15 protein-coding genes are annotated in these 14,202 nt (G+C 62.5%); 12 read left to right on the top strand and 3 right to left on the bottom strand.

Annotated elements, in window-relative coordinates; translation table 11 throughout:
* Positions 1-2 precede the first annotated feature (2 nt).
* From MESOP_RS20955 to MESOP_RS20970, 4 genes are read left to right on the top strand one after another with little or no spacing between them, the layout of a single operon-like run.
* Positions 3-458 (top strand): GNAT family N-acetyltransferase, encoded by a 456-nt coding sequence (locus MESOP_RS20955; RefSeq protein WP_013895339.1) that lies wholly within the window; start codon positions 3-5, stop codon positions 456-458.
* Positions 458-2,023 (top strand): amidase, encoded by a 1,566-nt coding sequence (locus MESOP_RS20960; RefSeq protein ID WP_013895340.1) that lies wholly within the window; start codon positions 458-460, stop codon positions 2,021-2,023. Before MESOP_RS20955 ends, MESOP_RS20960 begins: the two co-directional genes overlap by 1 nt.
* Before the next feature lies 1 nt (position 2,024).
* Positions 2,025-2,558, top strand: coding sequence for a hypothetical protein (locus MESOP_RS20965; protein WP_013895341.1), 534 nt, complete (start codon positions 2,025-2,027; stop codon positions 2,556-2,558).
* A 22-nt stretch (positions 2,559-2,580) separates the two neighbouring features.
* Positions 2,581-3,378, top strand: a complete 798-nt coding sequence (locus tag MESOP_RS20970; protein WP_013895342.1) for a YdcF family protein — start codon at positions 2,581-2,583, stop codon at positions 3,376-3,378.
* Here the strand turns inward: MESOP_RS20970 and MESOP_RS20975 are convergent.
* Complete coding sequence (locus MESOP_RS20975; RefSeq protein WP_013895343.1) at positions 3,327-4,070, bottom strand: DUF599 domain-containing protein; 744 nt, start codon at positions 4,068-4,070, stop codon at positions 3,327-3,329. The genes MESOP_RS20970 and MESOP_RS20975 overlap by 52 nt on opposite strands.
* Before the next feature lie 175 nt (positions 4,071-4,245).
* Here MESOP_RS20975 and MESOP_RS20980 point away from each other — a divergent pair, with 175 nt between their 5' ends.
* From MESOP_RS20980 to MESOP_RS20990, 3 genes are all read left to right on the top strand, one after another.
* On the top strand, positions 4,246-5,649 hold the full coding sequence (locus MESOP_RS20980; protein WP_013895344.1) for an L-serine ammonia-lyase: 1,404 nt from the start codon (positions 4,246-4,248) through the stop codon (positions 5,647-5,649).
* 77 nt (positions 5,650-5,726) lie between these two features.
* Complete coding sequence (locus MESOP_RS20985; RefSeq protein ID WP_013895345.1) at positions 5,727-6,164, top strand: DUF1489 family protein; 438 nt, start codon at positions 5,727-5,729, stop codon at positions 6,162-6,164.
* A 304-nt stretch (positions 6,165-6,468) separates the two neighbouring features.
* Complete coding sequence (locus MESOP_RS20990; protein WP_013895346.1) at positions 6,469-7,164, top strand: DnaJ domain-containing protein; 696 nt, start codon at positions 6,469-6,471, stop codon at positions 7,162-7,164.
* A 47-nt stretch (positions 7,165-7,211) separates the two neighbouring features.
* Here MESOP_RS20990 and MESOP_RS20995 read toward each other — a convergent pair whose 3' ends face one another.
* On the bottom strand, positions 7,212-8,660 hold the full coding sequence (locus MESOP_RS20995; RefSeq protein ID WP_013895347.1) for a D-alanyl-D-alanine carboxypeptidase family protein: 1,449 nt from the start codon (positions 8,658-8,660) through the stop codon (positions 7,212-7,214).
* On the opposite strand from MESOP_RS20995, the gene MESOP_RS35765 reads away from it, so the two are divergent.
* The 5 genes from MESOP_RS35765 (at position 8,602) to MESOP_RS21015 (ending at position 13,043) form a co-directional block, all read left to right on the top strand.
* On the top strand, positions 8,602-8,793 hold the full coding sequence (locus MESOP_RS35765; protein ID WP_167313528.1) for a hypothetical protein: 192 nt from the start codon (positions 8,602-8,604) through the stop codon (positions 8,791-8,793). The two genes, MESOP_RS20995 and MESOP_RS35765, sit on opposite strands and share 59 nt — an antisense overlap.
* 152 nt (positions 8,794-8,945) lie before the next feature.
* Positions 8,946-9,275 carry a phasin family protein gene (locus MESOP_RS21000; RefSeq protein ID WP_013895348.1) on the top strand — a complete coding sequence of 110 codons (330 nt, stop codon included), beginning with the start codon at positions 8,946-8,948 and terminating at the stop codon, positions 9,273-9,275.
* Positions 9,276-9,574: 299 nt separating this feature from the next.
* Complete coding sequence (gene clpS, locus MESOP_RS21005; protein ID WP_010909565.1) at positions 9,575-9,904, top strand: ATP-dependent Clp protease adapter ClpS; 330 nt, start codon at positions 9,575-9,577, stop codon at positions 9,902-9,904.
* Between the two features lie 6 nt (positions 9,905-9,910).
* Positions 9,911-12,379, top strand: coding sequence for an ATP-dependent Clp protease ATP-binding subunit ClpA (gene clpA / locus MESOP_RS21010; protein WP_013895350.1), 2,469 nt, complete (start codon positions 9,911-9,913; stop codon positions 12,377-12,379).
* Positions 12,380-12,452: 73 nt separating this feature from the next.
* Complete coding sequence (locus tag MESOP_RS21015) at positions 12,453-13,043, top strand: chloramphenicol phosphotransferase CPT family protein (RefSeq protein WP_013895351.1); 591 nt, start codon at positions 12,453-12,455, stop codon at positions 13,041-13,043.
* Here the strand turns inward: MESOP_RS21015 and MESOP_RS21020 are convergent.
* Complete coding sequence (locus MESOP_RS21020; RefSeq protein WP_013895352.1) at positions 13,040-14,122, bottom strand: phosphatase PAP2 family protein; 1,083 nt, start codon at positions 14,120-14,122, stop codon at positions 13,040-13,042. The two genes, MESOP_RS21015 and MESOP_RS21020, sit on opposite strands and share 4 nt — an antisense overlap.
* Positions 14,123-14,202 lie beyond the last annotated feature (80 nt).

Consider the following 14,202-nt stretch of genomic DNA (forward strand, 5'->3'; position numbering starts at 1 on the left):
CGATGGCAATCGAGATCGCCGTCGAGACGCCGCTGCAGGACGATGTGCGCGGCCTGGTCAAGGAACTCAACGAGACCTTGCTCGAACTGACGCCGCCGGAGCACTGCTACCACATGACGGTCGAGCAGATGGCCGGCCAGGACACGACCGTTTTCATCGCCCGCGACAACGGTGTCGCCATTGGCTGTGGCGCGCTGAAGCGCCATGGCGATGCCATCGGCGAGGTCAAGCGCATGTACACGCGGCCTTCGCATCGCGGCCGCAAGATCGGCGCCGGTATCGTCGAGCGGGTCGAGGCGTTGGCGCGGCAGGAAGGACTGAAGCGGCTGGTGCTGGAGACGGGCGATCGTCATCCCGCGGCATGGACCGTCTACGAACGTGCCGGGTTCTCGCGCTGCGGCCCGGTGCTGGATTATCCCGATTCCCAATGGTCGGTGTTTTACGAAAAGAGCCTTTGATGAGCGACCTCACCCGACTGACGATTTCGCAGGCCCGCGCCAAGCTGCGCGGCAAGGAAATCACCGCGACCGAGATCACCGACGCCTATCTCTCGGCGATCGATCGCGCCAATCCGGCGCTCAATGCCTATGTGGCGGTGACCGGCGACAAGGCGCGCGACATGGCCAAGGCGTCCGACGCCAGGCTGGTCAAGGGCGAGGGCGGCGCGCTGGAAGGCATTCCGCTGGGGATCAAGGATCTGTTCGGCACCGACGGTGTCCACACCCAAGCCTGCAGCCATGTGCTCGACGGCTTCAAGCCGCGCTATGAATCGACCGTCACCGCCAATCTGTGGGCCGACGGCGCGGTCATGCTGGGCAAGCTCAACATGGACGAATTCGCCATGGGCTCGTCCAACGAGACTTCATATTACGGCCCGGTCATCAATCCGTGGCGGCGTTCGCGCCTCGACACGGTGGTGATGCCGACGACGCATCAGGGCGACGGCGGCTTCGTATCGGCCGGCGGCACGAAAACGCAGCGCACCCTGGACAATGCGCAGCTGGTGCCGGGCGGCTCTTCCGGCGGCTCGGCGACCGCCGTCTCGGCATTCCTGTGCGCCGGCGCCACGGCCACGGACACCGGCGGCTCGATCCGCCAGCCGGCCGCCTTTACCGGTACGGTCGGCATCAAGCCGACCTATGGCCGATGCTCGCGCTGGGGCATCGTCGCCTTCGCTTCGTCGCTCGACCAGGCCGGGCCGATCGCGCGCGACGTGCGCGATGCCGCGATCCTGCTTAAATCCATGGCCTCCGTCGATCCGAAGGACACCACTTCGGTCGACCGGCCGGTGCCCGATTATGAAGCGGCGATCGGCAAGCCGATCAAGGGCATGAAGGTCGGCATTCCCAAGGAATACCGCGTCGACGGCATGCCCGAGGAGATCGAGGCACTGTGGCAGAAGGGCATTGCCTGGCTCAGGGACGCCGGCGCCGAGATCGTCGACATTTCCCTGCCGCACACCAAATACGCGCTCCCGGCCTATTACATCGTGGCGCCGGCCGAGGCGTCGTCCAATCTAGCGCGCTATGACGGCGTCCGCTACGGCCTGCGCGTGCCGGGCAAGGACATCGTCGAGATGTATGAGAAGACCCGTGCCGCCGGCTTCGGCCGCGAGGTCAAGCGCCGCATCATGATCGGCACCTATGTGCTGTCGGCCGGCTATTACGATGCCTATTATCTGCAGGCGCAGAAGGTGCGTAACCTGATCAAGCGCGACTTCGAGAACGTCTTTGCCGCCGGCATCGACGTCATCCTGACCCCGGCGACGCCGTCCGCCGCCTTCGGCATCGCCGACGAAGACATGGCCGCCGATCCGGTCAAGATGTACCTCAATGACATTTTCACAGTCACCGTGAACATGGCCGGCCTGCCGGGCATTGCCGTGCCCGCCGGACTCGATCCCAAGGGGCTGCCGCTTGGCCTGCAGCTGATCGGCAGGCCGTTCGAGGAAGAGACGCTGTTCCAGACTGCCGCCGTCATCGAACAGGCGGCAGGCACGTTCCAGCCGGAGAAGTGGTGGTAACATGTCGCCCCCGTCTCGCATTTCCATCATCGAGACGGGATATGAACTGCTGATCACAAATCCGCCCAGGCGTTCAGCCATCAGGGTCGGCTTTCTTCTTCTCTCGATCGCAATCGTCGCCGTCACCACCAAATGGGGGCTGTTCGACAAATCGCCGGCAACGGTCGCGAGCGGCCTGTTCGGCCTGATGTCATTTCTGGCGATTGCCGGGTTTCTCGCATATTTTCTCGGCAAGGAGTTCATCTGGCTGGCATCGGGAGGCGAAACGCTGCGGATCGCGAAAGACACGATCGTCCGCGAAATCAGGGGCAGTCCGTTCCGTGATCGCGCCTTCCTCACATATAACGGGCAGCTCACTGCCGAGGTCCTGGAACACACCTATCCGACCGATGACACCGGACTGAAGGAAGTGGTTCGCTTGGCCACGGCAAGCGGGCCAATCTCGTTCGGACGGGAACTCGATCGTTCGGAGGCTGAGGCTGTTGCGGAAGCCGTCAGGCGCTTTGCCGCCCGCCGCACTCTAGGCAGATCGTAGGGGCAGATCGTAGGGGGAAAGCGTGTTCTACTATCTTTCCAAGATCCTGTGGTTCTTCATCCAGCCGCTCAACCTGACGATCTTCCTGCTTCTGGCGGGGCTGATCGCCGGGATGGTCGGTCGGCGTCGGCTGGCCGTCACCGGCAGCGTGCTCGCCTTCCTGATCCTTGCGCTGTCGGCCTGGACGTCGCTTGGCGCCATGATGCTCAATCCGCTGGAGGAACGCTTTGCACGGCCGCCGCTGCCGCAAAAGGTGGACGGCATCGTCGTGCTCGGCGGCGGGTTCGAGGGGGCCATCAACCTCACGCGCGGCGGCTATGAATTGAGCAGCAGCGGCGATCGCATGGTCGAGACCGCAATCCTCGCCCGGCGCTTCCCGCAGGCCAAGGTGGTCGTATCCGGCGGAAACGGTTCGCTTTTCCTTGATGGCGAGGGCGACGCCGACACCGCGCCCCGCCTGCTCGGCCCCCTGGGTGTATCGGCCGATCGTCTCGTCCTTGAGGACAAGTCCCGCAACACCTATGAAAACGCGGTCTTCAGCCGCAAGCTCGTCGAACCGAAGCCGGGCGAGACCTGGCTGCTGGTGACCTCCGCCTTCCACATGCCTCGGGCCAAGGCGCTGTTCGACAAGGCTGGTTTTCCAACCGTTCCGTGGCCGGTCGACTATCGCACCTCGGGCAAGGAAGGGGTCGGCCTGTTTCGCGACAATGCGGCCGATTCACTGGAGAATACGACCATGGCGATCCGCGAATGGATCGGGTTGTTCGCCTATTGGCTGTCCGGCCGCATCGACCGGCCTTTTCCGGCGCCGGGCGGCTGACCGATGACGGCGCGCCGCGCCGCCGAGAAGAACTGGCGCCGCACCAGCACGGCCAGCAGCAGAAGCGTCGACAGCACGAACACCACCGGATCGACGAACCAGCCGAGATAGCCGATCGAGAAGAAGACGCCGCGCAGGCCGGAGTTGAAATGCTTGCCGGCCAGCATGTTCATCTGCGCGGCGCGCCACACCGCCGTTTCGGTGACCGGGTTGCGCGAGGCTTCGCCATGCGGGATCGGCACCGCGCCGATCAGGATCGTGCAATAATTGAACAGCCGGTAGGCCCAGCCGAATTTGAAGAAGGAAAAGGCCAGGATCAGCACCAGTCCCAGCACCTTTATCTGAAAGGCCGAACGTGACGGCGCGCCGCCCAAAGGCAGGTCGCTCAGCACTTCGAGCACCCGGTCGGATGCGCCGAGCAGAGCAAAGCAGCCGCCGAGCGCGATCAGCGAACTGGAAGCGAAGAAGGCGGTTCCCTGCTGCAGGCCGCTCATGATGGCGGTGTCGACGATGCGGATCTCGCGCTCGGCCATGGTGCGCATCCAGGCCTCGCGTTGCGCGTTCATCGCCGTGGTCAGCGAGACGCGGCTGACCAGCCGGCCGTCGGAGGCGAGCGTGTGCAGCAGCCACGCGGCGAGGAAGAGACCCAACGCCGCGAGGTCGGCCGTCGAAAGATCGAGGGAATCGCGCATGAGCTGAATTTATCACATTCGGCGTGACCGCTTCGATCGCTGGTATAGAGCGATAGGCAACCGATGTCGCTGCCGGAGCAAACAAGGTCGGCAGGTGCCGCGCCGCGATTGTCAAAAGAGCGGAAACATCCTGGGAATTCCTATATGTAATCCTCGACGTGACCCAGGAGACAGCGTGTTCCTTTCGGTTTTCGACCTGTTCAAGATCGGCATCGGCCCCTCGAGCTCGCACACGATGGGTCCGATGACGGCCGCGCGGCGGTTTCTCGACGAGGTCGCGGGGGACGACTGGCCACGCCCCGCCGGCGCCAAGGTCGACCGCATCGGCGCCAGCCTGCATGGTTCGCTCGCCTATACCGGCATCGGCCATGGCAGCGACCGCGCCGTTATCTTGGGACTTGCCGGCCAGACGCCGCAAACGGTCGATCCGGACCGGGCCGACGAGATCGTCAGCCGCATCACCGCCGACAGATTGATTTCACCGCCCGGTCACCCCTCCTACCGTTTCGATCCGGCCACCGATCTTGTGCTCGACCGCAAGACGCCGCTCACGGGGCATGCCAACGGCATGGCGTTCTACGCCTATGACGCCGGCGGCCGCCTGCTGCTCAAGCGCATCTACTATTCGATCGGAGGAGGTTTCGTCGTTTCGGAAGAAGAGTTGCAGCGGATGAAAGCAAAGGGGTCGGTGACGACAGAGGGCAAGAAGGTGCCCTATCCCTTCAAGAATGCCGTCGAGATGCTGAAGATGGCGGCCAAGAGCGGGCTCTCCATCGCCGAACTGAAGCGCGTCAACGAGGAAACGCAAATGACGCGCGAGGAACTCGATGCCGGCCTCGACGCCATCTGGAGCGCCATGAAGGGTTGCATCGATCGTGGCCTCTCGCAGGACGGCATCATGCCAGGCGGGCTGAAGGTGCGGCGCCGCGCGCGCATGCTGCACGACAAGCTGCAGGAACAATGGCAGCAGAACCGGCCGAACCCCTTGCTCGCCAACGATTGGCTGTCGATCTACGCCATGGCGGTCAACGAGGAGAATGCGGCGGGCGGCCGCGTCGTCACCGCGCCGACCAATGGGGCCGCGGGCACGCTGCCGGCGGTGCTGCGCTACTGGCTACATTTCCACCCCGAGGCCGACCAGCCTAGCATCCGCGACTTCCTGCTGACGGCGGCAGCGGTCGGCGGCATCATCAAGACCAACGCCTCGATCTCGGGCGCCGAAGTCGGCTGCCAGGGCGAGGTTGGCTCTGCTTCGGCAATGGCCGCGGCTGGGCTGTGTGCCGTCATGGGCGGCACGCCCGAGCAGGTCGAGAATGCCGCCGAGATCGCGCTCGAACATCATCTCGGCATGACCTGCGATCCGGTCGGCGGGCTTGTGCAGGTGCCGTGCATCGAGCGCAATGCGCTGGGCGCGGTCAAGGCGGTGACCGCCGCGTCGCTGGCGATCAAGGGCGACGGCGTGCATTTCGTGCCGCTCGACGCGGCGATCGAGACCATGCGCCAGACCGGCCTCGACATGAACGAGAAGTACAAGGAAACCAGCCTTGGCGGTCTCGCCGTCAATGTCGTGGAGTGCTGAGGTTCTGGCCTAAACCGGCACTGTGGAGAAGTCCGTCAGGCCGTTGACGTCCCGGCGCTCCGGACTAACCTTAGCGGATGGCTCTCAACCTCCTAAAATTGTGCGTCGGCTGCGACAGCGTCGAGGATCTCGAGGAATGGATCGAGTTCCGTCTCGACGAACGGCGCCGGGCCGGTGATCCGGTCGAACACTGGCACACGACCCGCATGGTGCCGACGCGTGGGCAAGAGGTCACCGATGGCGGCTCGCTCTACTGGGTGATCAAGGGCAATGTGCAGTGCCGCCAGCTGATCACCGAGATCCGGCCGTTCACCGACGACGAAGGTATCGGCCGCTGCCATTTGATGCTCGACCCGCGGGTCATTCGCACCGACTGGCAGCCGCGCCGGGCGTTTCAGGGCTGGCGCTATCTGAAGCCGTCGGATGCGCCGGCTGATCTCGGCAAAGGCAAGGCCGGGCTGGTGGAGATGCCGCCGAAGCTAAGGCGTGAGCTTGCCGATCTCGGTTTGCTCTAAAGCGCGTCGCGCTGAAACGGATTCATGCGGCGCGCTCTGGGTCTGAGTTCACTTTTGAGCGGCATGCTCTAGCCGTCCGCTGGCCCTCCATCTTGCTTCGTGCTGGACTTGCAAGCGGCGATACAACGCCACATCTTGAAATTCATGCGCGATGAAAAGCTGTCGAAGTCGACAAGGGCCGCCGCGTTGGCTGGGCCAACGCCCTCTTGCTATCGGAGGGAGGCCATGATTCCGGCGCAGAAAAAGTGTTGAAGGAAGTGACGCGGCTGTCCAGGCGGGCAGGGAATCCGCGGGGCGGTGGGAAATGTTAGGCGCTATTATCGTCCTGGTCGCATTGCTTCTGGTGCTGCTGATGGTAGCCACGGCGTTTCTTCGCGCCGATCCGGCCAGGCTCGCCAGCTCGACGAGAACATTGGGGCCGATCCTGCTGGCCTTGGTGGGCGGCGCCGTGCTGCTGGTCGGGCGCAGCGGGATCGGCGGCATCATCCTGTTCGCGGCGATCGGCTGGTATGGCGCCACGCGCGCAGGCCGGCCAAATGCCAAGCCTGGAAAACGCTCGACAGTGCGGACAGCGGCACTCGAGATGGAACTCGATCACAATTCGGGCGGTCTCGAAGGACTGGTCCTGGCCGGCCGCCATGACGGCAAGATGCTTGGCGCCATGGGTCTTTCGGAATTACAGCATCTCTACCGCGAACTCTCCGGCGATCCGGAGAGCAGGCAGTTGCTAGAGACGTATCTTGACGGCAGATTTCCCGTCTGGCGCAAAAACATTGAGACGAACGGTGGCGAAGGGCTGGGTGTTGCGCCAGGTCCTGGCGCCATGACTAAGGAGGAGGCCTACAAGGTCCTTGGTCTTGAAGCGGGGGCCGCCGCGGCGGATGTCCGCAAGGCGCACCGCCGCCTGATGCAGCGCCTGCACCCCGACATCGGCGGCACGTCTTTCCTGGCGGCGCGAATCAACGAAGCCAAGGACGTCTTGCTCTCCAATCACAATTAGTCTCCTTCGACGCAAAAATTTTCCGGGAGATTGTGTGCTACCCCGTCCTATTGCTGGACGGCGTAGCACTCGATGCTCTTCTTCTTCAAAGCGGTGCAGGCCTTCCAGGCAGCGGTCTTCGAACCGAAGCCGCCGAACCGCGCGCGATAGTAGGTGACGCCATCCTTGTCGAAGGCGACGGTGAAGCCGGCGGCATCGGCCAGCACCTTGGGCGCCTGCTTGCTGGTCTTGTCGAGGAAGGCCTGGGCTTCGGACTGCTTGGGCGAGGAAGCGACCTGGATGGCCCAGCCCGAGGGCACCGATGCGGTGTTGACCGGATCGACCGCGGGTGCAGGCGCGGGCGTCGGCTCGGCATAGGCGGCCACGACCTGTGCGGTGGCGACCTTGGGGGCGGAGACGATGACCGTCTTCACCTTCTTGGCCGGAACGACCAGCTTGGGTTCTTCGACCGTGGCGTCGTCCTCCGCGCTGCTGTCCTCGGCATTGCTGTCGCCCTGCGCGACGGTCGCGTCTTCGGAGACGGCCGTATCGTCACTTGCAACAGCCACCGGCTTTTCGTCCGGTGTCGGCGCGTCGTGCTTGGGCAGCAGGACCTTGGCCAGCGCCCTGATCGGATTGCTATCAGCCTTGGCGACCAGATCGCCGCCGCCGCGGGTAGAAGCCCTCGGCAAATAGGTGTTGATCAGAGCCGCCATCTGGTTGTCGCGGCTGCCGCCAGATGTGCCGCCCATGACGACGGCAACGAGGCGGCGATTGCCGTCTGACACGGACGAGACGAGATTGAAGCCGGAGGCGCGTGTGTAACCGGTCTTGATGCCGTCGACGCCTTTGATGCGCCCGAGCAGGCGGTTGTGACCGTTGATGCGCTGGCGGCCATAGAGGAAGGACCGCTGCGAGAAATAGCCGTAATATTGGGGGAAATGCTCACGCAGTGCGATGCCGAGCGTCGCCATGTCGCGCGCGGTGGTGAACTGGCCGGGGTCGGGCAGGCCGTTGGCATTGCGGAACACGGTGCCGTTCATGCCGAGCTGACGCGCCTTCGCCGTCATCATGCGGGCAAAATTGGTTTCGTTGCCGCCAATCATTTCGCCAAGCGCGGTTGCCGAGTCGTTGGCCGACTTGGTGACTATCGACAGAATGGCGGTGTCGACCGTGACCGAACCGCCCGGCTTCACGCCGAGTTTCGTTGGCGCCTCGGCGGATGCCTTGGCCGAAAACACGACAGGCGTGTTCCTGCTGATCTTGCCCTTCGCCAGAGCTTCGAAGGTCAGGTAAAGCGTCATCATCTTGGTCAGCGATGCCGGATAGCGCCTGCCGTTGGCATCCGCGGAGTACAGCACCTTGCCGGTCTTGGCGTCCACGACAATGGCCGCCTGCCGCGCCGCCAGCGACGAGGCAACGTCAGCGCAAACGAATGTCAGCGCCAAGGCGAAGACCATGATCGCTTTGAGGGGGGAGGTGGATCTGGAAACGATGCCCAACAACGCCTTACGCACTGATATTTACCTTGAATTCTTCGTTGCGCTGGAGGCGGCAAAGGGTCCTGCCGCACTTTCAGCCAAGCTAGCGGGGCAGCGTTACCAATCCGTTTATGGTAACCGGCGCGTTCACCATTTTCTTCGGGCTTGAAACTCACTTTATTTGACTTTTAGGCATTGCCTGTGCAGGCGGGCTCTGAACGCAGGCGAAATATTGACTTTTGTGCGGCGCACAATATATTCTAGTGCATTGCACAAGGGCGCCCCGAAGAAGGACGCCTCAACCGTCAAGGGAATCGCGAAATGACCCAGACCTATGAGGACTTCAGCAAATACGGCAAAGAGTTTGCCGACACCGGATTGAAGAGCTTCGCTTCGCTCTCCAAGGGTGCTCAGGCGATCGCCACCGAGGCCGGCGAATACACCAAGAAGAGTTTCGAAGCCGGCAGCGCCGCTGCCGAGAAGCTGCTCTCTGCCAAGTCGCTCGACAAGGCGATCGAGATCCACACAGACTATGCCAAGCAGTCCTACGAGGCGTTCGTCGCCGAGGCCACCAAGATCGGCGACCTCTATGCCGAACTCGCCAAGGAAGCCTACAAGCCGTTCGAATCGATCGTTGCCAAGGCGAAGTAATTTCGCCCGGGCGAGGTAATTCGCCTTACGACGACAGCGAGATCCGGCCCTTTGGGTCCGGCACAAGACCCGGTCGCGCGAGCGCGGCCGGGTTTTTTCATGTCGATTTGCTATCCAGCGCCTCGCGCCCCTTCACGATTGCGAAAATCCGCGAAGTTTGGTCACCTAGCCATATTGTCAGCTAACCAGAAGGGCTTAAAATCGTCCATCGAACACCTACATGTTGAGCTCGCATGAGGATTCGAAAGAGGCAGGATTACGTGACGATCGGTTTGACTGCCACGACACAGGTGGCGCGGATGCAAAACGGCGGCGGCGACGGCAATGAGGCCGGCCGCGGGACGGCCGTCATCACGCGCACAAAAACCAAGACCAAGAAGCCTAGCCTTTACCGGGTTCTCATTCTCAACGACGACTACACTCCGATGGAGTTCGTGGTTCACGTGCTGGAGCGTTTTTTCCAGAAGGACCGCGAAGCTGCCACACGCATCATGCTTCATGTTCACAATCATGGGGTGGGCGAGTGCGGGGTCTATACATTCGAGGTGGCCGAGACCAAAGTGTCCCAGGTCATGGATTTCGCCCGACAGAATCAGCATCCGCTGCAATGCGTGATGGAGAAGAAGTGAGGTAACATGCCGGCTTTCTCCCAAGGCCTGGAAAAGGCGCTTCACCAAGCGCTGACGCTCGCCAATGAGCGGCACCATGAATATGCAACCCTTGAACACCTGCTGCTCGCGCTGATCGACGACACCGAGGCGGCCGCCGTCATGCGCGCCTGCAACGTCGATCTCGACGAGCTCAAGCACACCGTTCTCACCTATATCGACACCGAGCTCGACAACCTGGTCACCGGTTACGACGAGGATTCCAAGCCGACCGCCGGTTTCCAGCGCGTCATCCAGCGCGCGGTCATCCACGTGCAGTCGTCGGGCCGCGAGGAAGTGTCGGGCGCCAACGTGCTCGTTGCCATCTTCGCCGAGCGCGAGAGCCATGCCGCTTATTTCCTGCAGGAACAGCAGATGACCCGCTACGACGCGGTCAACTATATCTCGCACGGCATCGCCAAGCGCCCTGGCGCTTCCGAGACGCGTTCGCCGCGCGGCGCCGATGACGAGCAGGGCGGCCAGAACGGCGCCGAGCCGCAAGAGGAAGGCGGCAAGAAGAAGCAGCAGCAGGATGCGCTGACCGCTTATTGCGTCAACCTCAACAACAAGGCCAAGGCCGGCAAGATCGATCCGCTGATCGGCCGCGAGTCGGAGATCAACCGCACCATCCAGGTGCTGTGCCGCCGCTCCAAGAACAATCCGCTCTATGTCGGCGACCCCGGCGTCGGCAAGACGGCGATCGCCGAAGGCCTCGCCAAGCGCATCGTCGAAGGCGATGTTCCCGAAGTGCTGCACAATGCCACCATTTTCGCGCTCGACATGGGCACGCTTCTGGCCGGCACGCGCTACCGCGGTGATTTCGAGGAACGGCTAAAGCAGGTCGTCAAAGAACTCGAGGATTATCCGGGTGCCGTGCTGTTCATCGACGAGATCCACACCGTGATCGGTGCCGGCGCCACTTCGGGCGGCGCCATGGACGCGTCGAACCTGTTGAAGCCGGCGTTGTCGTCGGGTGCGATCCGTTGCATCGGCTCGACCACCTACAAGGAGTTCCGCCAGTTCTTCGAAAAGGACCGTGCCCTGGTGCGGCGCTTCCAGAAGATCGACGTCAACGAGCCGACCATCGAGGATGCCATCGAGATCATGAAGGGCTTGAAGCCCTATTTCGAGGAGTTCCACAAGGTCCGCTACACGAGCGAAGCCATCAAGGCCTCGGTCGAGCTGTCGGCGCGCTACATCAACGACCGCAAGCTGCCGGACAAAGCGATCGACGTGATCGACGAAACCGGCGCCTCGCAGATGCTGGTGCCGGAAGCCAAGCGTAAGAAGACGATCGGCATCAAGGAGATCGAGGCAACGATCGCCACCATGGCCCGCATCCCGCCGAAGACGGTTTCGGCCGATGACGAGAAGGTGCTGCAGGGCCTCGACATCGAGCTGAAGCGCGTTGTCTACGGCCAGGACACCGCGATCACCGCGCTGACCTCGGCGATCAAGCTGGCCCGTGCCGGCCTGCGCGAACCGGAGAAGCCGATCGGCTCCTATCTGTTCTCGGGGCCTACCGGCGTCGGCAAGACCGAAGTGGCCAAGCAGTTGGCCGCCTCGCTCGGCGTCGAGCTGATCCGCTTCGACATGTCGGAATATATGGAACGCCACACCGTTTCGCGGCTGATCGGCGCGCCTCCCGGCTATGTCGGCTTCGACCAGGGCGGTCTTTTGACCGATGGCGTCGACCAGCATCCGCACTGCGTGCTGCTGCTCGACGAGGTCGAGAAGGCGCATCCGGACCTGTTCAACATCTTGTTGCAGGTCATGGACCACGGCAAGCTGACCGACCATAACGGCAAGCAGATCGACTTCCGCAATGTCATCCTGATCATGACCACCAATGCGGGCGCGTCCGATGCGCAGCGCGCGGCGATCGGTTTCGGGTCGACCAAGCGTGAAGGCGACGATGTCGAGGCGATCAACCGGCTGTTCACGCCGGAATTCCGCAACCGTCTCGATGCGATCATCCCGTTCGGCTCGCTGCCGGTGCCGGTCATCCATCAGGTGGTGCAGAAGTTCGTCATGCAGCTCGAGGCCCAGCTCTCCGAGCGTGGCGTTACCTTCGACCTGTCGTCGGACGCCATCGCATGGCTCGCCGACAAGGGCTATGACGAGCGCATGGGCGCACGGCCTCTCGGCCGTGTCATCCAGGAGCACATCAAGAAGCCGTTGGCCGACGAGGTTCTGTTCGGCAAGCTCAAGAAGGGCGGCACGGTGCGTGTCACCGTCGAGAAGAAGGAAACCGGCGAGACCGGCCTGAAACTCGAATCGCTGGCCGACGAGGCGCCGGTGAAGCCGAAGAAGGAAGAGCCGGAAGACGCGCCGAAGCCGCGCAAGGCAGTGGCCAAGAAGCCCGCCGCGAAGAAGGTGGTGGCGCAGAAGCCGGAGCCCAAGGGCAAGGATGGCGGCAAGCGCAGCCTGGTACCGCAACTGCCCCGCAAGGGCTGATCCTGATGAAAGTCGAAAAAAGCCCCGAAACGGGGCTTTTTTCATTGGCATCGTGAGGTGGCGGAGGTGGCATATGGCTGGCCAGATCATCATCCTCAACGGCGCGCCGCGATCGGGCAAGTCGAGCATCGCTCAGGCCATCCAGGAACGTTTTGAAGGTCCGTGGATGAACCTGGGCGTCGACAGCTATGCGCAGATCACGCCGCCGCGATATCGTCCGGGAATAGGCCTGCGACCCGGCGGCGAGCGGCCTGACCTCGAAGTTTTCGTGCCGCGATTTTATGCGGCCCTCTACGAATCGATCGCGGCCCATAGCCGGCTGGATCTGAACGTCGTGGCGGATGTCGGTCATCACGATGGCTATTCGAAACCGCTCGACATCCTGGCCGATTGCGCGCGCCGGCTCGCCGGCCTGCCGGTGCTGTTTGTCGGCGTTCGCTGTCCGATTGAGATCATTATGGAAAGGCGAGCCGCCAGCGAGACGGGCAGGGGCTATGTCACCGGCTCTTCAGACGATCCCGTGCCTTTGCCGGTGCGTCTGTGGCAGGAGGCGGTGCACCGGCCAGGCGTTTACGATCTGGAAGTCGACACCTCGCTGCTGAGCTCGGTGCAGTGCGCGGATGCAATTCGGCAGCATCTCAAGAGCGTCCAAGTGGCAAACTAGGCGTGCGCCCGGGACAATGCTCCACCCGTGATTTTCCAGATCGCGACGGCAATAAGCGCGCCCGCGTAGCCGTCGACGGCATAGTGCCAGCCAAGCACCACCGAACCGAGCATGATGATGGCTGCGAATATCCACATCACGATGCCGAGCCTGGTCGATAACCGCGTCAGGTAGAGAGCGAAGAGCACCGACGTCGCGACGTGAATCGAGGGGAATGCGGATATGCCCATGGTTCCCGAAGGCGAACCCGTATAGCCGCTCCACAACCTGTCCTGCGTGGACAATGCCCAGATCGGATACTGGCGGTTCGCCGACGCGAGCGCATCCATCAACGGCTGATACTGATCGCCAAGGTCGAGCCTTGCATAAAAGCACGGGCCCGCGGATGAGAATGCCATTGCGATGAAGAAGCCGCCAACCAGCCAGACCAGCATGAAGCTGAGCAGAAACTGATGGCGCAGCAGCGAGTCGCGGGCAGCGGCGACGCTTGAAAAAACCATTGCGACCAGCACGACGAACCAGAAATTGTAGCAGAAATTGAGAAGGTGAACGGCCAGCGGACTTTCGACGATCCACCAGAGCCATTGATAGGGAGTGCGGCCGAAATGCAGGTCGGCGCCGAAATGCGCGAGGGTCTGGTCCCAGGAGAAAGGCACCAGCACCGCGATCGCTCCTTTCAGCACCACAAAGCCCGACATAAAAACCAGCATCGCGGCAAGGCCGTTGATGCCGTTGGCAATGCGATTTCGATCGGTCAGCATCTGCTGGAGCGGGCGCAACAACATGCGGAGCGGCGACCTGGCACGATCGACAAACGCCAGCCAGAACAGCCGGAGGGTCGCGTATGCGCATCCGGCAATCCAGAAGTAAACTACCAGATAGAAAGCGTATTCGTAAAGTAATCCAAAATCCGGCAGGTTGCCAACTCTGCTGCCGACCACAAAACTCAATCCGAGCGTAAATAGTGCTACCGCATGAACAGTACGGTGCCGGAAAAATGCATCGACCAAAAGGTTTGAGAAGGCGTCATCGACCCCAGCATCAAACCGCCTGCCTATAGCTTCGGAAGTATCTTGCATCGAATGCCCCTCGCAAGACAAATGCCTCAAGAGGGTTTGAAAGACTATTAAAAAAGCAATCGCCGACGGTGGCGTGGGTG

It is taken from the genome of Mesorhizobium opportunistum WSM2075 (assembly GCF_000176035.2).
GTDB classification, from domain to species: domain Bacteria; phylum Pseudomonadota; class Alphaproteobacteria; order Rhizobiales; family Rhizobiaceae; genus Mesorhizobium; species Mesorhizobium opportunistum.